The organism is Thermotomaculum hydrothermale (assembly GCF_016592575.1).
Classification (GTDB): domain Bacteria; phylum Acidobacteriota; class Holophagae; order Thermotomaculales; family Thermotomaculaceae; genus Thermotomaculum; species Thermotomaculum hydrothermale.
In genome coordinates this window covers 2,183,484-2,201,518 of the sequence record NZ_AP017470.1, presented here as the reverse complement: position 1 = coordinate 2,201,518, position 18,035 = coordinate 2,183,484, and the positions used below count along the sequence as shown (strand labels likewise).

17 protein-coding genes are annotated in these 18,035 nt (G+C 36.2%); 9 read left to right on the top strand and 8 right to left on the bottom strand.

From position 1 onward, the window contains the following. Nucleotides 1-12: 12 nt before the first annotated feature. Nucleotides 13-1,950: a FecR family protein gene (locus TTHT_RS10185; protein WP_201327875.1), complete on the bottom strand. Its 1,938-nt coding sequence runs from the start codon at nt 1,948-1,950 to the stop codon at nt 13-15. 130 nt (nt 1,951-2,080) lie between these two features. Between TTHT_RS10185 and TTHT_RS10180 the strand changes: the two genes are divergently transcribed. The 9 genes from TTHT_RS10180 to amrB all read left to right on the top strand — a co-directional run bounded on the left by TTHT_RS10180 (nt 2,081) and on the right by amrB (nt 10,378). After that, the gene (locus TTHT_RS10180) at nt 2,081-2,509 is read left to right on the top strand and encodes a metal-dependent transcriptional regulator (protein WP_201327874.1); all 429 of its coding nucleotides are present in this window, start codon (nt 2,081-2,083) and stop codon (nt 2,507-2,509) included. Further along, nucleotides 2,506-4,431, top strand: a complete 1,926-nt coding sequence (feoB, locus tag TTHT_RS10175) for a ferrous iron transport protein B (RefSeq protein ID WP_201327873.1) — start codon at nt 2,506-2,508, stop codon at nt 4,429-4,431. Before TTHT_RS10180 ends, feoB begins: the two co-directional genes overlap by 4 nt. Before the next feature lie 8 nt (nt 4,432-4,439). Continuing rightward, nucleotides 4,440-4,664, top strand: a complete 225-nt coding sequence (locus tag TTHT_RS10170; RefSeq protein ID WP_201327872.1) for a FeoA family protein — start codon at nt 4,440-4,442, stop codon at nt 4,662-4,664. 1 nt (nt 4,665) lies between these two features. After that, nucleotides 4,666-5,607 carry a radical SAM protein gene (locus tag TTHT_RS10165; RefSeq protein ID WP_201327871.1) on the top strand — a complete coding sequence of 314 codons (942 nt, stop codon included), beginning with the start codon at nt 4,666-4,668 and terminating at the stop codon, nt 5,605-5,607. A gap of 201 nt (nt 5,608-5,808) precedes the next feature. After that, nucleotides 5,809-6,342, top strand: coding sequence for a hypothetical protein (locus tag TTHT_RS10160; protein ID WP_201327870.1), 534 nt, complete (start codon nt 5,809-5,811; stop codon nt 6,340-6,342). Nucleotides 6,343-6,397: 55 nt separating this feature from the next. After that, nucleotides 6,398-6,871, top strand: coding sequence for a hypothetical protein (locus TTHT_RS10155; protein ID WP_201327869.1), 474 nt, complete (start codon nt 6,398-6,400; stop codon nt 6,869-6,871). 8 nt (nt 6,872-6,879) lie between these two features. Continuing rightward, nucleotides 6,880-7,767, top strand: coding sequence for a spermine/spermidine synthase domain-containing protein (locus TTHT_RS10150; RefSeq protein WP_201327868.1), 888 nt, complete (start codon nt 6,880-6,882; stop codon nt 7,765-7,767). 2 nt (nt 7,768-7,769) lie between these two features. Next, nucleotides 7,770-9,341 carry an L-aspartate oxidase gene (gene nadB, locus TTHT_RS10145; RefSeq protein ID WP_201327867.1) on the top strand — a complete coding sequence of 524 codons (1,572 nt, stop codon included), beginning with the start codon at nt 7,770-7,772 and terminating at the stop codon, nt 9,339-9,341. Then, a complete protein-coding gene (amrB, locus tag TTHT_RS10140; RefSeq protein ID WP_201327866.1) occupies nt 9,338-10,378 on the top strand; it encodes an AmmeMemoRadiSam system protein B in 1,041 nt (346 codons plus the stop codon). Before nadB ends, amrB begins: the two co-directional genes overlap by 4 nt. Before the next feature lie 84 nt (nt 10,379-10,462). Here amrB and TTHT_RS10135 read toward each other — a convergent pair whose 3' ends face one another. The 7 genes from TTHT_RS10135 to TTHT_RS10105 form a co-directional block, all read right to left on the bottom strand. Further along, on the bottom strand, nt 10,463-11,161 hold the full coding sequence (locus TTHT_RS10135; protein ID WP_201327865.1) for a type II secretion system protein: 699 nt from the start codon (nt 11,159-11,161) through the stop codon (nt 10,463-10,465). Continuing rightward, the gene (locus tag TTHT_RS10130) at nt 11,146-14,748 is read right to left on the bottom strand and encodes a PilC/PilY family type IV pilus protein (protein WP_201327864.1); all 3,603 of its coding nucleotides are present in this window, start codon (nt 14,746-14,748) and stop codon (nt 11,146-11,148) included. The genes TTHT_RS10135 and TTHT_RS10130 overlap by 16 nt, the downstream gene beginning before the upstream one ends. 11 nt (nt 14,749-14,759) lie before the next feature. Next, entirely contained in the window at nt 14,760-15,482 is a 723-nt protein-coding gene (locus tag TTHT_RS10125; protein ID WP_201327863.1) for a pilus assembly PilX N-terminal domain-containing protein, read from the bottom strand. Nucleotides 15,483-15,492: 10 nt separating this feature from the next. Beyond that, on the bottom strand, nt 15,493-16,605 hold the full coding sequence (locus tag TTHT_RS10120; protein ID WP_201327862.1) for a prepilin-type N-terminal cleavage/methylation domain-containing protein: 1,113 nt from the start codon (nt 16,603-16,605) through the stop codon (nt 15,493-15,495). Then, nucleotides 16,577-16,969, bottom strand: coding sequence for a prepilin-type N-terminal cleavage/methylation domain-containing protein (locus TTHT_RS10115; RefSeq protein WP_201327861.1), 393 nt, complete (start codon nt 16,967-16,969; stop codon nt 16,577-16,579). Before TTHT_RS10115 ends, TTHT_RS10120 begins: the two co-directional genes overlap by 29 nt. 131 nt (nt 16,970-17,100) lie before the next feature. Beyond that, a complete protein-coding gene (locus TTHT_RS10110) occupies nt 17,101-17,370 on the bottom strand; it encodes an acylphosphatase (protein WP_201327860.1) in 270 nt (89 codons plus the stop codon). A gap of 3 nt (nt 17,371-17,373) precedes the next feature. Further along, nucleotides 17,374-17,958 carry a YqaA family protein gene (locus TTHT_RS10105; protein ID WP_201327859.1) on the bottom strand — a complete coding sequence of 195 codons (585 nt, stop codon included), beginning with the start codon at nt 17,956-17,958 and terminating at the stop codon, nt 17,374-17,376. Between the last annotated feature and the right edge of the window lie 77 nt (nt 17,959-18,035).

Here is an 18,035-nt window from a genome sequence, read left to right as displayed (position 1 = left end):
CCCGCTTTTCTTTTATCTTCTTCTTATTGTTCTTCTTGAACCGCCTGAGTAACTCCTTGGAGAATAACTCCTTGGAGAATAGCTTTTCGGGGTAATCCTTATTGACCTTGAATGAGAGCCACTTGAATAACTTTTAGTTTTAGAAGAATACCCTCTTGAACTTCTTGAATAACTCCTTGATTTACCTGAATAAGTTTTCGAACCCATTGAAGAATTCCTGTTTTTGTTAATAATTGTTCTGTCATTTGTCCTTGGAATTGTATATTTTTTCTCTCCAATGGTCCTCTGCCTGTATGTGGGAATCCCTGATGTACTTCTGTTTTGAATTGTCCTGTTTTGCCTGTATACCGGTGTGGTGCTTCTTTCGGATGTATTTCTCTCTATAACCTTATTCTGCCTGTAAACTGGTGTTGAATTTCTATTAAAATTATTCCTCTCAATAGTTCTTTCGTTTCTTATAACTTGAGGTTTAGCTCTAATTGTTCTTGAATTATCTCTTTTATCATTTTTAATAACAGGGCTATTCCCTCTTATCACTCTTGAATTAGAAGAAGACCCTCTATTTCTTATTACCCTATTTCTTTCAGTTGAAATTACTCTTTTCCCTGAATTTACATTCCCTCTTTCTGTGATTACTGTTCTATTTCTAACTCCACCTATTGTTGTCACTCTCTCATGTGAAATATTAGAATTTACCCTTTTCCTTATTTCAACAACCCTTCTGTTTATTACTTCCCTTGTTACAGGTTTACGCAATGCCCTTACAACTGCATCCCTGGGGTTTCTTCTTAAAGCAACAGGATCAGGAAGTATAGGGTTTCTAACCTGAACAATTCTTCTATTTGCAGGCAAAGGAGAAGTTCTATACCTTACCCCTCTCCTGTAAAATCTATCAACAGGAGCATATACCACTCTTCTATACCTTACAGGGTACCTTACAACCCTTCCTCTGTAGTAAGTGCAGGGATACCAGCCAACATAGGAATCCCAATAAGTCCATGTAACCCATCCTGGAGAGTACCACACATCTGGAACCCAGACCCAGCCAAAGGAAACGGAAAAATTCCAGTAACCATAGTGAAAGGGAGCATAACCCCATGGGTAGTAGGAAACCCATGTCATACCAAAAGGAGACCACACCCATCTTCCGTAAGAATAAGGGACCCAATCTGTCTCAACAATATAAGGCCTCCACACATAAACTTCTACAGTATCATCGTAAACCCATGTACCGTAAGAATCTAATTCATAAACATAGTGCTTTATTTCCCTCGGGACATACTTCTCGCTTACAACAACCTTTCTTTTATAAGAATTTGCTGCCCAGAGATCAAAATCGTCATTGTCAAAGGTATTGAATATAAATGTCTGAATATTGCCATCATTTGTTACAATAGCAGCCTCTCCCGAACGAACAAGTTTAGCCCCATCGTTTACATCTATTTCAACTTTACCGCTAACAACCTTAACATCTGTTTCAAAAGAATTTTTATCAATCCTGTACTGACCATGCTGAAGAATAAAAATAGTGGAATCTTTTGTATCTATTCTAAAAGTCCTATCCCCAAACTCTTCAGAATCAGAAACATCGTAATAAACTTTCCCCGACCATAGCCTTACAATCATTGCAAAAGAACTCTTGTTTCCATCAATTTCCAGAAATTCAACCTTTGTATCTTCCCCAATCTTTAAAAGAGTGCCGTCTATAAATTGAATTACCGCCCTGCTGTCAGGGGCTGTTTTGACGACATCAAGAGGGTTTAAAGGTAAATTTTTATCTGCTTTCTCCAATTGATAGGAGTCCCTGTAAACATTTACACTTCCCTCAACATCAGCAAGCCTTGCAAACGAGACCCCTATGCCGTAAAGATTCTCCTCATTGTTTGAGGTATCAGCAAACATTATTAATGGGATTGTCAAAAGCATTAAAATTAAAATTGCCTTTTTCATTTCATCCTCCAAAATTCTTTTTTCACTTATTTTATAGCAAAAACAATGCCAGATTATTGTATAAAAAAACTTGACTTTATAGTTTAGACTATATAATATAGTAATGCCTATAAACAAAAAGGGGGCAAAAATGGAAGAAAAACTTTCAAAAAGCCTGGAAGATTACCTTGAGGCTATCTTAATTATTAAAAAGCAAAAGGGAGAAGTAAGGGTTAAAGACTTAATGAGTTTCTTTAACTATAAGGTTTCTTCTGTAAACCAGGCGATTAAGCAACTAAAAGCAAAAGAACTTGTGGAGCATGAAAGCTATGGAAATATAAAACTTACAGAAAAAGGTAAAAACCTCGCAAAGCAGGTATATAAAAAGCATACCCTTTTAGTTGAGTTTTTAAGTTCAATATTACAAATAGAGCAAAACATTGCGGAACGCGATGCGTGTTCATTTGAACACTTTATACACGAAGAAACATATAGAAAGTTTAAAAAAATGGTTAAATTTTTCAATAAAAACACGGAATGCCTTAAATTATTGCAAAAAATTATAGGAGAAGAGAAATGAAAAACCTTATACTTGTTGGACAACCTAACAGCGGAAAAAGCACATTTTTCAATGCACTTTCAGGATATAAAGCTTTAACAGGAAATTTTCCAGGTGCAACCGTTACCTATCAGGAAGGTGAATTAAACCTTTTTGGAAGAATTTACAAAATTGTTGACCTGCCAGGTACATACTCCTTAATCCCGCAGGATAAGGCAGAGTTAGAAGCAAAAAAATTCCTTGTAAAGCACAAAGACGCAACAATTATAAATATCGCAGACTCTTCAGTGCTTGCAAGAAGTTTAGAATTAACAATAGAGTTGATTGAACTTCAAAGGCCTATGGTTCTTGCATTAAATATGATAGATGTGGCAAAGAGAAAGGGAATACTTGTTGATGAAAAAAAATTAGAGAAATTGCTTGACATACCATGTATCCCAACATCTGCAAAAAGGGGAAGAGGGGTTATTGAAGTAATAAGGGCTGCAAATAAAAACAAAGTACCAGAAAATTCAATTACCCTTAAATTCCAGAAAGATGTTGAGGATGTAATTCAGTCTCTTGCAAAAAAAATCCCATCTGAGGCAATAAAAGAATTAAGCATTCCAGCGAGAACAATTGCCATAAGACTTCTTGAAGAAGATAAATACTATGTTAAGACAATTGAAAAATACGATAAAAATATAAAAAACCACATTGAAAAAGCAAAAAATAAATTGGAAAAGCATCACGGCAAAGAAGCGAAGTTTGTTATAGCTGCAGAAAGGCACAACCTTGCAATGAGCATATTTGAACAGGTAACAACCTTCTCAAAAAATAGAGAAACAATATCATTGGGAGACAAAATAGATAACTTTGTACTCCATCCATTTTTGGGATACATTATTCTTATTGCTGTAATTTACGGGCTATTCTCCATAATATTCAATGTTGGAGCCCATTTTGAAACCCTTATCCTTGATAAGTTTGACTTGTTAAGTAAATACATTGAAACATCTATTTCAAACAAAATGCTATCTTTAACTTTAATAGGATTGGTGCAGGGTGTCGGAGGTGCTTTAGGCATTGCTATCCCCTATATTGTTCCATTCTTGATAGGCCTTGCAATTCTTGAAGACACAGGCTATATGGCAAGAATAGCATTTTTAGCAGACTCTATAATGCATAAAATCGGGTTACACGGCAAGGCTGTTGTCTCCTTTGTATTAGGTTACGGTTGTTCTATCCCAGCCGTAATGGCTGCAAGAAACCTTGAAAACACAAGAGACAGAGTTATTACCGCTGCATTATCCGTACTTATCCCCTGCTCTGCAAGAACAGTTATTATCTTCGGTCTTGTTGGTTTTTACATTGGGAAATGGTACGCAATAGCCCTTTACATAGTAAACATTCTTGTTATCGGAATAATAGGAAGAATCCTTACCAGAATTGACAAAAAACTTGTGCCAGGCCTTGTTCTTGAAATCCCTGAATACCATATGCCTGTTTTAAAAAATGTGTTAATTAAAACCTGGATTAGAATAAAAGACTTTATTACAGTGGTACTTCCCCTTCTCATTGTGGGAAGTATTATTATGGTTTACATGGAACACTATTCTGTTGACACTATAATAAACTCTGCGTTAAAGCCATTAACTGTTTATCTATTAGGCTTACCTGAAAAGGTGGGGACAACACTAATTTTCGGAATCTTCAAAAAAGAATTATCACTAATGATGCTTTTCCAGGCACTTGGAACAAATAACCTTGGGACAGTGATGACCCACACACAAATGTTTGTCTATGCAGTATTTACCCTTTTTTACATACCGTGTATATCAACAATCCCCGTTCTATACAGGGAAACAGGTAAAAAAGCGACAACTTATGTAATTTTTGGAACACTAATCCTTGCAACAATTTTAGGGTTTGCAGCAAGGCTTTTAGGGATTATAATCTTTTAGGAGTATTTATGGAAACTTTATTAAATGCAAAACAGGGCAAAGAAGTTGAGATTGTAAGTTTCAATGGCGGGTCAAACTTTGTATTAAAACTCTATAAACTTGGAATTCAAGAAGGGGTAAAGATAAAAATCAAAAAAAAGGATAAAATTTGCCCCATTCTCCTTGATGTAAATGGAAGTACAGTTGCAATTGGCAGGGGAATGGCATCAAAAATACTTGTAAAGGAAAACTAAAATGAAGTATATCTTTGGTCCTGTACCTTCAAGAAGATTTGGACGGTCATTGGGAATTGATCTTTTCCCGAAACAAAAATACTGCACATTTAACTGTGTTTACTGTGAAGTGGGAACAGGTACCCCAAAAAAAGATTTAATAGATTTTGATTATAGAGTTGTTTTAAAGGAATTAAAAGAGTGGTTAATAAAAAACCACAAAGCCTTACCTGACTTCATTACCTTTGCAGGAAGCGGAGAACCAACTTTATACAAAAGTTTAGGGGATTTAATTAAAGGGATAAAGGAAATTACACACATTCCAGTTGTTATTCTTACAAACGGTTCTCTTCTTTTTAAAAAAGAAATAAGAGAAAACTGTAAGCAATGCAATTACCTTGTGCCTTCCTTAGATGCGGGAACTGAAAAAACCTTTTTAAAGATAAACAGGCCACACAGAGAATTTTCAGATTACAACAGATATGTAAACGGATTAATTGAAATGAGAAAAGAATTTAAGGGGCATTACCTTTTAGAAGTGTTGTTGGTTGAAGGAATAAATACAACGGAAGAAGAATTTTTGCACATAAAAGAAAAAATAGACTTAATAAAGCCAGATAAGGTGCAGATAAACACTGTTTTCAGGCCGCCTGCCGAAGGGTTTGCAAAAAGCGCATCAGAAGAGAGTATAAACAAATTAAAAAATATTTTAGGTGATATTGCAGAGCCTGTAAAATACTATTCATCAAACGGCAGTGTAATTGAACACCTTAAAGGAGAGTTGCTTAAAGAGGTTGTCTTAAAAACCGTCGGGATAAGGCCATGTACAATTCAGGAATTATCAGACAGCCTTTCAATAAATACAAGTAAACTCAAATCTCTTGTAAAAAAACTTGAAAAAGATGGCTTAATAGAATTTTTTGAATACAATGGGGAAACTCACATAAAAAGGATAAAAGACTAATCGTCATCCCTGTAATACTTACAGGAATTGTCCACTCAGGTTGGGTTGCCTGTAAGAATTGATACAACCTTCTGAAAAAGGTACCATCCAAATGCAACAGCAAGTATTGTCTCTATAAAATCCATTATTCACCTCTCAACCATTATACACAAACATTTAAAAAAATTTCACCTCAAACTTCAATTGCGGTAAACTTAAAATATGAAGAAAATAATAGTTGTCTTAATTATAATTGCTATCCCATTCATTGCAAAGGGTTTTGAAGTAAAACTTATTCACTCCCCTGAAATAGAATCAGAAGCAGACGGAGTAGTTTTTATACCGTCTGAAAACACTCCATACGAGTTTACAGGCTTTCTTGAAGAAGAAATCAAAAAAAACACAAAATTAGAGGTAATTAATCGCAAAGCATTCTCAGACTTTCTAAAAAACCACAAAATAGGCCGGGAAAGGATAACAGAAAAGGATTTAATAAAGATTTACAAAACTTTCGGAAATATTGACATTATATTTGTTGACCTTAAAAATCTCTCAGTGGAAAAGGATTTTTTAAAAGGAAAAATTCCATGCAAAAAAGGGACTATTGATTTTGAAATATCAGTATTTCATTCAAGAGACGGTCTTGTATTGAAAAACAAAAACATTGAATTTCAAACCACTGTTTGTTCAAAAACACCCATTTACCCTGAAACATCAAAGGTTGTAGAAATCCTTTTTTTTAAACTCCTCAAATGAAGTTATAAAAACAGTCTGGCCATGGAAAGAGGTTATAGACTTTCCAGATTTAGACTTGAAAACATGTAAAAACAAAGAAGTTTTCAATTTAATAAAAGAAAATAGATTGAAGAAGGCATTAAAGTTACTTGGGAAAAACAAAGACTGTTACAAAAGCCATTCATACTCATACCATTTGCTAAAAGGGTATATTGCTTTCTTTGAAGGGGAAATTAAAAAATCACTTATTTCTCTGAATAAAGCTAATCAAATAAAAAAAAGCCAGAAATTAGTAAAACTTATATCAAGATTAAAAACACCTGATACAAGTACACTTAAAGCTGTTGCAATTTTGAGAAAAGAAAAAAAGGAGAACAGCAATACCATTCACTCAACTGGCACAAAGCAACAGTATTATACAAATCAATACAGAAACAGCGCTGATATTCTGCTTGAAAAACTTCAAAAACTTGAAAAATTATACAAAAGTGGAAAAATCTCAAAACAGGAATATATGGAAGAAAAATACAAAATAATAAATCAATTTTAGGGGGGTAAATGGAGGTTTACGGAATTTTCGGAAGGGATAGAATAGAGCTTTTTGAAACAATGGGGCCTGAACTTGCCTTTGTCCACAGAATAGAAAGGGTGCACTATCACAAAAGAAGCAAATATCAGGACATCCTTGTTGGAGAAAACAGATTGCACGGAAAAATGTTAATTTTAGACAATGTTTTTAATGTATCCAACCTTATGGAAGCGTATTATCACGAACCTATGGCTCACATCCCGGTTGGACTTGTAAACAGGGAAAATATAGAAGCACTAATAATAGGCGGTGGAGACTTTGGAGTTGCCTATCACCTTTTAAAACATAAAAACATAAAAAAAATTGCAATGTGCGAACTTGATGGAAATGTTGTAAAAGTTTGCAGAGAGCATTTCCCATGGGGGAAAATATGCGAAAAAGATCCAAGGTTTAAGCTTGAAATAGGGGATGGATTTAAATACCTTGATAACTTAAAAGAAAACTCATTGGACATAATTATAATTGATTCAACAGACCCATTTGACAAAGCAGGGATTCTTATCTCAGAAGAGTTTTATACAAAACTTAAAAGGGTAATAAAGGAAGATGGTGTAATAATCCAGTTGATTTCCGATTTTCACATATATGGGGAATGCTATTCCTATGTTTTACCAAGGGTTAAAAAACACTTTATAGGGGTTAAAGTTATAGCAGTGCCTGTTGCCTTTTACATTACCGGCTACACAGGAATGCTTTTGTTTTCAAAAAATGAAAAAATGCTTGAGTCCTCAAGGATTCCAGAAAAATTTGTCTCTAATATACCCGATGTTAAAACCTTAACTGATTCAAATATAAGAGCGTTTCTTGAATTACCTCCTGTTTTAAAGAAATTTATTGAAAAGTTTTCAACAAAATAGCCATGCTCTTTAACACACTTGTTATAGGCTCAGGGATAAGCGGGCTATCCTTAGCCCTTCACCTTGCCGAAAATGGACAAAGTGTCTGCTTAATAACAAAGGAAAGTAATTTAGAAAAGTCCAATACATACTATGCGCAGGGCGGAATAGTTGCATTAGGAGAAAAAGATTCCCCAGACCTTATTGTAAAAGACATAATCAAGGCAGGGGGAAAATTAGTAAACAAAAAGGTTGCAAAAGAAATAGCCTCAACAGCTTTTAAAGTAATAAAAGAGTTTCTGATAGAAAAAGTTGGAGTTGAGTTCTCACAACAAAAAGGCAAATTTGTTTATACAAAAGAAGGGGCACACTCAATACCAAGAATTTTATTCCAGAAAGACTATACAGGAAGAGAGATTGAGTTAAAACTAATACAAAAAGCGAAAGCAAACAAAAATATAGAAATTATTACAGACTGTATGGCAATTGACTTAATAGATAACACACATCATTCAAGAAACCCAGAAGAAAGGTATAGAAAAAAAGAAGTCTGGGGGGTCTATGCATACCTTTTAAAAGAAAAAAGGGTAATAAAAATATTTGCAGAAAGCACAGTGCTTGCCACAGGGGGTGTTGGCTATATTTTTAAACACACAACAAACCCTGACTCTTCAACAGGAGACGGAATTGCAATGGCAATTAGGACTGGATGCGAGGTAATAAATACTGAGTTTATTCAGTTTCATCCAACAACCCTTTACCTTCCCTATTCAAATGAAAGATTTTTAATTTCAGAATCAGTGAGGGGAGAGGGGGCAGAAATTGTTGACAAAAACGGCTACCCCTTTATTAAAGATTATCACCCTTTAGGCTCTCTTGCCCCGAGGGATATTGTTTCAAGGGCAATATTTGATTATTTAACAAAAACTAAAGAGCCCTGTGTTTATCTTGACCTTACAAAGGTAAAAGAGAAATACGATATAAAAAAGAGATTCCCACAAATCTATAAAAAATGCATAGAAAAAAACATTGATATTGAAAATAATCCTGTTCCTGTAATCCCGGCCGCCCATTACTTTTGCGGTGGGATAAAGGCAAAGTTAAACGGAGAGACAGGGATAAAGAGGCTTTATGCAATTGGAGAGTGTGCATGCACAGGGTTGCACGGGGCAAACAGGTTAGCCTCAACCTCTCTCCTTGAAGGGCTTGTTATGGCATACAAATGTGCAGAAACCTTAACAAAAAAGAAGGATAAACTATCAGAAAAGAGAATCAGTCAGATTCCAGACTGGATAGAACCGGAGGGAAACATTGCCGACCCTGTTTTAATTGAGGGAGATATTGAAAACATAAGAAATTTAATGTGGAACTATGCAGGGATAATTCGCTCACCTAAAAGGTTAAAACGATTAAACACTGACCTTCTCTTTCTTTACAACACGGTTGAAAACTTTTACAAGGAAAATAAACTATCAAAAAGGCTGATTGAATTAAGGAATATGATAACAGTTGCAAGGGTAATTTCCAGTCAGGCTTTGAGAAACAGGGAAAGTTCAGGTTGCCACTATATTACCTCTGAAAGGGAGGATTTATGAGATATTTAATTTTTTTAAGCGTCTTTTTGCTATTCGGGACTGCGGTTTTTTCTAAGGACAATGTAAGAAAACCATTTGATGACATCTCTTATGCTTGGAGCAACAAACAGATTGAAGAGTTAATTAAAACTGTTGAGAGAATGAATTTGCCTTACAACAGAATTGATGGGAATATTGTTGCTGCAATATTTCCCCACGACGACCACCTTTACTCAGGAGTAACTTTAAATTCCCTTATCAAACAGATAAAGGGGAAAAAACTGGCTATTATATTTGGGGTAACCCACAAAGCAGCGAGAAAGATTGCAGGAAAAGTAACCAACACCCTTATATTTGACAACTACTCATACTGGTATGCCCCTTATAACCCAGTAAAAGTCTCTGATATGAGGGAGTATTTAAAACAAAAATTAAACGACAAAGACTATATAATAAGCAACATCCTTCACGCAAATGAGCATTCAATTGAAGCAGTGCTGCCATTTTTGAATTACTATGACAGAGGAATTGAAATAATGCCAGTAATGATACCGCCAATGGATTTAACGCATATTGAAAAATTGTCCTCTGAATTATCAAAGGCAATTGTCTCATACATTAAAGAAAAAAATCTTAATCTTAATGAAGTTGTCTTTTTAATATCGGCAGATGCAAACCATTATGGGGAAGACTTTCACAACCTTGAATTTGGAAAGGGAGAAGAGGGGCATAAAAAAGCAAGAGAGCATGACCTTGAATTATTTGACAAATACTATAAGGGAAAGATTACAAAGACAAGAATAAAACGGATTGTGTCAGATGGAGCTTACGAGAAAACACTTTGGTGTGGAAGATACTCAATACCCTTTGGGTTATTAACAACAGAAAAAACAATTGAAAAATTAACAGGAAAAAATCTCTACGGCCACTTTGTCCGCTATGACGATACCTATATTGACCCAATTGTGCCATTAAAAGGTTATGGATTTGGAATTTCAGCACCCTTTTCACTTAAACACTGGGTAGGGCACATGGCAATTGCTTTTACACTTGAATAATTTAATTTCTTTATTTAGAATTCAAAAAATAGCAAATAAAAACCCCGCATAAAGCGGGGTTAATTTTTCTCTATTTATCAATTACTACAATTCTTTTGGAACATAGTTACCGCTTCCATCATCTTCAAGCTTTAAAATCCTTAAAAAAGTCTTTGTAATTAAAACAAAGTATTGCCTGTCCTGAACTCCCTCATCAATATCATCAGTATGCCTGAATAATACCAGGCCACCAGCAGGAAGTTCAACTCCTCCCTGCTTTACAACAAAGACCCCTTCCGGCCTTATAATGATTTTTGCATTTCCTCCCAAAATTGGAATGTTTTCAAATCCTGTCCCATATATCGAAGAAAGGTCAAGGCTATTGCCCCCACCTTCAATACTCCCTGAAAAAACAACATCTGGAACAAAATAATAATCACCATTAAAACCAGCCGGTGCACCAGGGTCTACTTTGTCTCCTGTCACAACAAAGTAAGCAAGTATTCTGTCATTTGCTCCACCGTAAGAAAAATTTTCATCACTGTCTATATACATCCTGAACCTTGAACCAGAGGAAAATGAGGGGTCTAATTCAACAATAATTTGTTTATAACTTGACATTGCTTCTTTCGAACCATCAGTTAACATAGTCTTAAATACAAACGCAGCCTTTTTTGTCCTTGCATCCCTTGTAGAAGTGCCAACAGTAAGGGCTGCGGCGCCCATAATAATTATGAGCACCGCAATAGCAACAAGTAATTCTACAAGAGAAAACCCTTTTTTATTTTTTAATATACTACCCATGAGCCAGCTCCTACTTTTTTAGCATCTGAACAGTTAGTTGACAAAGGTGAATATATTGGAATTGATGAAGAACCTGCACTATCATCAAGAGGCATAATTCTCAAAGGCCCGTCAGGAGTATTTATCCATACTGTTCCACTCACCCCTGTCCTAACCGGGCTTCCGCTTCTTCCCTTTGAAACCATTGAACCGTAATCATTCTGGTTATCCTCTCTCGTTCCTACAAACAAATCTGTTACCCCGAATATATAAAGGTAAGAAGTACCCAATCCGCAATAATCTCCACTTTCTGGATACTGATAGGTAACAAAAACACTAACGGTTTCAAATTTTGTTGCCCCTGTGTCTGCATCCTCATAGAAGTAGGTTGTAATAAGCGGATCTGCGAACATTGTTTCGTTTCTCTTTAATTCAAAATAGTATCCATCATTACCGCCTAAAGGAATTTCTGTGTTGAAATTTGAATTATCCACATATTGCGTCAAATCCACAAGATTCTTGCTACCATTACAGGATCTTGTTGGATATGCTTTAAAAGTATAAAGCACTGCATTATTGGCAAAGATTCCAGAATATACATCCTGGCAACCTAATTCTCCAATAGAAACCCATTCATTATTGGAGCTATCCACATAAACAGCAGGCAAAGTAATAATTGCATAGCCGTTATTTGTGTCAAAAACCTCGCATACATCATCAGCCATTAAGTCGTATCTAAACAATTCCCCATGGGTTGAGCCAACATAAACACCCTTAATAAACCTTGCATCAGGATTAAGAATTCCAGCAGGAGCAGCAAACAGGAAGTCATCATTGCGCCCGGATAAAATTGATTTTTTAGTAATTAAATCTCCAGTAGCTATATTCATTACATACAGCTCTTTCCCTTTGCTATTGTCGGTGCTGTACCCAGAGGTAAAGAATCCTACATTGTAATAATCATTCCCCATTTTAGTAAGCCACATTGCAGGATAAGCCCAGGTTTCTCCTAAATCATCAAAATCAGAATTTGTAGATGTATCCCATCTAATTTGAGGATTTAATGGGTTTGTAACATCAAGGCAGAAGTAAGAGTTACCTCCTCCTCCAAGACCACATACTAAAACTGTGCGCCATTCATCATTGTCAGGATTATCATCATCAAGGTTGCCAATATCAACTATTTTAGGTGAGGAAGCAATTCCATATATATGCATGTTTCTTCCAAGAGAATCCTGGTTTGTCACATCAACCTGCCCTGATGGATTATTTTCAGGGTCGTAATTGTCAACCATTTGCTTTAAGCTTTCTATTACACCCCATGGGATAACTGCCCATTCTTCTTTTCCAGTATAAGCATTAAAGCCGTGAAGCATACCGTCATTTGCTCCAACAACCACAACAGGAGTTCTCAAATGCCTTGCTACAATTTTGTATTTTAGGTAACTATCTCTCCAATCCTCAAACCCCATTTCAGGTTCAAAAATTGTAGAAGGTGAAGAATATGTTATATCTCCCAGCATTCTCGTCTGAACAAAATGGATTAACTTTGCAGCTTTACCAATAGCATTTGAATCCCCTGGATAAACAGCATCTGCAACCTGAGAGACAAGAGTTGGCGAAGGCACCCATTTTTGATTGGTAGAGTCATATACAAATTGGTTTAGGTTAATCATTGTAAAATTAGGATATGCACCATTAGGAACCACTAATTTAATATTTCTCCACGGAATACTGTCATCTTCCGTTGTGGTATACCCTGTCATTCCTAAAGCATCACGAATACCCGGCACATGATTACCATTATCATCATAGCCATTTAAAACTTTTGAAAGTTCTTCCCTTGCACTCCATATTTTCGGATAATCTGGTTTATATGTACCGGTCGAAGAATCGTAGATTTGAGGGAAGTAGTAAAGTTTGTGATCACTTGCACTTCTATACATTGGCATATATGCAATTAAATCCCCTTCCCATGATGGATAAAATATCTTTGTTGTATACATGATATTTGCTTCCAGTGCAGGATATTTACCTTCATAGGTCGCCCCTGAAGGGGTTGTAAAAGTATCTGCATGAAAGATTGTCCCAGCAGGTGCTTTATCCGGGTTTATCGTTCCAAAAATAACATCTGAATTAATAACAACTTCCTGTGCAGAGGCAGAGTGTACTGCATCTGAAAAAGCCTCCATTAGTTCTTCTGAATTTTGAGGCATATAAGCGTGGGCAGAATTATTTCTATAATCCCCATCATCTCCAGCATCAGCCCAATCATCAAGCCATTGCCTATCTTCCTCTTTTAAAGATAACCCTATTACATATGTTTTTGTCCCTCTGCTTGAAGTACCAACCTGAATAATATGATCTCTGTAAATAGATGCAATAGTGTTTCTAATTGTGGTATTGCTACACCCTCTCTCTGTGCACTCACCGTCAGTCATAAAAACAACCGCATAGTTTCTGCATGCCTGATAACTATCCTGAGAATATTTGTAGTTAAGAAAACTTCTTACATTTCTCATACAAGATTGTATAGGAGTATATCCCCTTGCAAATATCTCTTTTCTCAAACTACCGTTGACTGTTTCATCGTGATTTGCATCCTTTAAATCAATCCATTCAATTAGAGACTGCCTGTTACTCTGGGTATCAATCCCATCAGAAGGCCAGTCTTCCCAGACAGAAAGGCCGGGATTTGAGGAAGTAACATACCAGTAGTAAGAACTTCTTTTTAAGCCATCAGCATCCCAAACAGTTGTATAACTGGCTCTTGCTTTATAGGTGCCAAGGGCAAACCTTACTTCGGGATTTGCCTCAAAAATTCTTTTAAGAACTGTTTTCAAAGCTGTCATTTTTGAAACATATATATTGAAAGCCAATCCAAACCTCTCATAATACAACCTGTAAGTTGTATAAGAGGTTTTTAAATACAACTTCCATACACCCGCCTTATCCTGTCCGTAAAATTGAGGGAATGCATACTGAACCCTCAACCTGTAATAATACCTTCCGTTAATTATCTTCCTATCCCGTGAACCAGCGTAACCATCTGAATATCTGTAGGCAAACCACTGATTTGTAGGCTTAATTTCTGTCTCAATTCCTTCGTGTTCAAGCTTAATAGAAATATTTGCTTTAGTTCTGTTACGATACACATCATATGGAACCCAGACATCAACAGCAAACCCTGCGTAATCTACTTTCCCACTATCAGGAATCTGGATCTCTCCCACCTTGGCATAATTACCTGTTGAAATACGAGTTAAACCGGCCGGTGTACTGTAGTCAAACCTCTCATATGGTTGAACCCTTCTAATCCTTGAATAATACTTCTGATAATCCAGGCTATAATGGTAATAATCACCAGTAGCAGGTGCATAATCACCATACCACACATAAGTATTAGTTCTGTAATCATATAAATACAGATTTCTTGTATCCCATGCCATCGAACCTGAATTATCCACAACTACCAGAATATTTGGTGGTACTGTTTTGTTTATTGGTTCAAGCGGGTCAAAAACCTTTCTGGTGCAGGCTGCATAACCTGAAAAAGCAAAGGTTATCATTAGCAAGCACAAAATTGCTGAATTTATTACCCTCCTCATAAAATCCCCCTTTATTGTGGAATAAAATTTGATTGTATACAAAATCTTTTAGCCACATTAGCATTAGCCGCAGAACCGCCTTTTTGCGTCCCTGATGCCTGTTCAATAGCACAAATCCTGATGGTGATCAATTTTGTTCCCAAAATTCTCGTTCCCTGGCGTATAATACCCCTTCCCTGGACAAAGAAATTTCTATCTCTGTCTATTCGCATATTGGCAAGTACCACACCGTTAGAAGGGTCACCATCCTCATCTTCAAGCTGATTCTTAAACAAATCTCCATCTTCGTTAATAAAAATATCATTATCAATAATCCTGATATAATACTCACCAACAACATCATCACTTGAATCTGAAGGATTTCCACCATCAACAACATATGAGCCTTTGAGAAAAGGAAAATGTGAGTAATAGGCTGAGTAAAGAGATCCGTTTGCCCCCTGGCCATTAATAAGGGCATCAAAATCTGCAAACCTCGGATCAGGCAAAGAGTCTAAATCAGAGGGATTGTAAAAAAGGTAAGTTATAAGGTCATTGTATGTACTTAACCTTGTTCTTACTATATTCTCAAGCCCTGATTCTGCAACATTGAAAGCCTGCTCATTCTTCTCAAAACTGGTAGCTATTTTTAAACTTGACTTTGAAAGATACAACAAAGTTATACCTAAAACACTTAATAACATCAAAATTATAATTGTTGCTGTAAGGGTTGCAGCCCCTTTTTCTCTATACATAACACCCCCCTCAATTACAGGTATAAACATTTCTTAACTGGCAGCCGAAAGAATAAACCCTCGGAACACCGGGGGCAGAGCCATGAACCTGCTGAAAATCATTTATCACAGTGCTCCAATCAACTTCCCTACTCCACAATCCGTTTGAATTCTGGTCAAGCTGATTTATTTTATCCATAACACTCATAGAAACACCCTTTTGCTCTGTTGTTGTAGCTGTTACTATATATATTTTCATTGCCTTTACTTCGTAAAGAGAACTTAAATCGCTTTCATTAAAAGTCCAGCTATCCACAACATTATCTCCATCCGTATCAACACCCATGGCAACCTGTAAAGAAAGAACATTTGTCATTAATGGAATATTCTGATTCCCCTCAATAACCCTTAAAATATTATTATTGTCAACATACATCATATTATAATCGCCTAAATAAACAGCACTTGTTGGGATAAAAGGTAATCCCTGATTTGAATTGCCTCCCCAACCAGGGTTAAATACAACCTGGGTTTCAACTCCACCATGGGTTCCTGCCACAACATTTGTTATTTTTACAATCTCAAATGTTTGATTTACATCATCGTAAAACATCAAAAGCTGACCTATATATTTGTCAGTATGGCCATGCTCAACCCCTTCACTTAAGATGTTAGGCTCTTTTAAAAAAGCAACCTGAGAATGCGGATGATAAGTTACAACCTTGATTTCACTTGGCACATCTGATGAATAAAAAGCAACCATATCAGAATACGCAAGATTATCAGTTGGCCAGATAGATAGCTCTGCTATCCCTCCACTTGTACCACCAGGGCCTCCTCCCTGGCCACCTCCTCCACTTGAGGAAGCTCCTTCGTCTCCGTCATACCATATAACGGAAGGAACAGGAAGTTTAGTGGTAACTCCAAACCCAAGGTTTCTCATCTTTTTGGAAAGATACCTTAAAGCAGTTTGAGTGTTTAATTGCAAATCATTAATACTCATCTCTGTTTTTGTAAGTTTTAACTGTGAGGTAAAAATTGCGTAAGTCATACCCATAACTATAACTGCAACAACCATTCCCACCATCAATTCAACAAGGGTAAACCCCTTTTTATTAGTAAATAATTGCGCTCTGGATAACATTTTTTACCTCCCCTCTTTCTGTCCAGGTAACCTTTACTTTCATTAAAGTCCCTGTTCCAAGAGTCTGGGTTGTTATAGTTCTTCTAAAAACAACACCCATCTGGCCTCCCTGGCTATCAATCTCGTTTCCTACTTCGTCAAAGTATTTTACATCTCCGTCAAGAGAACTTGCCCAGGCCTGTCCATGGTTCCTTGCCTGCTCTATAACACTTGAAGCAAGGGTGGTTGCGGTAAACCTTGAATTTGATGAACTAACAAGGTAAACTGAAGTGTAAGACATACCTGCAATTGCAAGCATAGCAAAAGCAAAGATTGCAGCTGCAATCATTAGCTCAATCATTGAAAAGCCTCTGTTACTTTTCATTGTCCCCCCTTAAATAGACTTTTAGTCTCTTTATTTAACTGCAATATCCATGCCTGATTTAAACGGGATTTTTAAAAAAAATTGTGTAAAATCTACATAAAAAACAGAGGACGAACGACAAATTTTGTCAGTTATCTTTTTATTTCAAAGTCAATATACCCTTCTGGTGCTTCTTCCTGTATTTCAATCCTTTCCACAAGAGCAAAATGAGGGCCTTCTCTCAAATAGTCAAGGAAAATTCTTAAATTCTCATCATCCCCTTCACAGTCCACAAAAACACTTCCGTCAGGTAGGTTTTTTACAAAGCCATTTATCCCTAACAGCTTTGCTTTAGACAGGGTAAAATACCTGAAACCTACCCCCGGGACAATTCCGTAAACCCTGACTAAATAGCGTTTCATAAACTACCTCAGGAAAAGGGAATAAACTAAAACTCCCGCAACCACTACGAGAGCAATTACAATAGTGGCAAAAACAAAGTGTTTCTCCAAAAACTCCAATGCCTCTTCACCAAATTTTGCAACAAGAAAAGCCTCAATATAAAACCTTATCCCTCTCCCAAATAAAGATGCAAAAACAAAGCCCAATAAATTCATTTTAAAAACTCCAGCAGCAATGGTAAAAACCTTGTAGGGAAGAGGGGTTAATCCTGCCACAAAAACCACAAGGAAATCGTAACTTCTGTAAAGATGCTCAACATACTGAAATTTATCCCACAGGTGGTAAAAATTGATTATCGGCTTTGCAACTTCGTTAAATAGAAACATACCAATCCCATATCCAAAAACCCCACCTAAAACAGAAAAAATTGTTGTAAAAAACGCAAATTTTTTCCACTTCTTTGGGTCAAAGAGACACATTGGAGTTAAAAGAGAATCAGGCGGTATTATAAAAAAAGAACTTTCAGCAAATGAGGTGAGGCACAAAAAAACTAATGCGTACTCAGAATCAGCAGCCCTTCTTATTCTTTCTTTCCACTTTTTAATCATCTATCCTCCTGTCTTGAATATTTTAACCCAGGCTAACATTTAAATAAAACAAAAGGTTAAAAAATTGAAAATTTTAG

What these genes read in the sequence shown, in the direction of transcription:
- TTHT_RS10185 (WP_201327875.1), bottom strand. Translation starts at nt 1,950, where the DNA reads ATGAAAAAGGCAATTTTAATTTTAATGCTTTTGACAATCCCATTAATA.
- TTHT_RS10180 (WP_201327874.1), top strand. Translation starts at nt 2,081, where the DNA reads ATGGAAGAAAAACTTTCAAAAAGCCTGGAAGATTACCTTGAGGCTATC.
- feoB (WP_201327873.1), top strand. Translation starts at nt 2,506, where the DNA reads ATGAAAAACCTTATACTTGTTGGACAACCTAACAGCGGAAAAAGCACA.
- TTHT_RS10170 (WP_201327872.1), top strand. Translation starts at nt 4,440, where the DNA reads ATGGAAACTTTATTAAATGCAAAACAGGGCAAAGAAGTTGAGATTGTA.
- TTHT_RS10165 (WP_201327871.1), top strand. Translation starts at nt 4,666, where the DNA reads ATGAAGTATATCTTTGGTCCTGTACCTTCAAGAAGATTTGGACGGTCA.
- TTHT_RS10160 (WP_201327870.1), top strand. Translation starts at nt 5,809, where the DNA reads ATGAAGAAAATAATAGTTGTCTTAATTATAATTGCTATCCCATTCATT.
- TTHT_RS10150 (WP_201327868.1), top strand. Translation starts at nt 6,880, where the DNA reads ATGGAGGTTTACGGAATTTTCGGAAGGGATAGAATAGAGCTTTTTGAA.
- nadB (WP_201327867.1), top strand. Translation starts at nt 7,770, where the DNA reads ATGCTCTTTAACACACTTGTTATAGGCTCAGGGATAAGCGGGCTATCC.
- amrB (WP_201327866.1), top strand. Translation starts at nt 9,338, where the DNA reads ATGAGATATTTAATTTTTTTAAGCGTCTTTTTGCTATTCGGGACTGCG.
- TTHT_RS10135 (WP_201327865.1), bottom strand. Translation starts at nt 11,161, where the DNA reads ATGGGTAGTATATTAAAAAATAAAAAAGGGTTTTCTCTTGTAGAATTA.
- TTHT_RS10130 (WP_201327864.1), bottom strand. Translation starts at nt 14,748, where the DNA reads ATGAGGAGGGTAATAAATTCAGCAATTTTGTGCTTGCTAATGATAACC.
- TTHT_RS10125 (WP_201327863.1), bottom strand. Translation starts at nt 15,482, where the DNA reads ATGTATAGAGAAAAAGGGGCTGCAACCCTTACAGCAACAATTATAATT.
- TTHT_RS10120 (WP_201327862.1), bottom strand. Translation starts at nt 16,605, where the DNA reads ATGTTATCCAGAGCGCAATTATTTACTAATAAAAAGGGGTTTACCCTT.
- TTHT_RS10115 (WP_201327861.1), bottom strand. Translation starts at nt 16,969, where the DNA reads ATGAAAAGTAACAGAGGCTTTTCAATGATTGAGCTAATGATTGCAGCT.
- TTHT_RS10110 (WP_201327860.1), bottom strand. Translation starts at nt 17,370, where the DNA reads ATGAAACGCTATTTAGTCAGGGTTTACGGAATTGTCCCGGGGGTAGGT.
- TTHT_RS10105 (WP_201327859.1), bottom strand. Translation starts at nt 17,958, where the DNA reads ATGATTAAAAAGTGGAAAGAAAGAATAAGAAGGGCTGCTGATTCTGAG.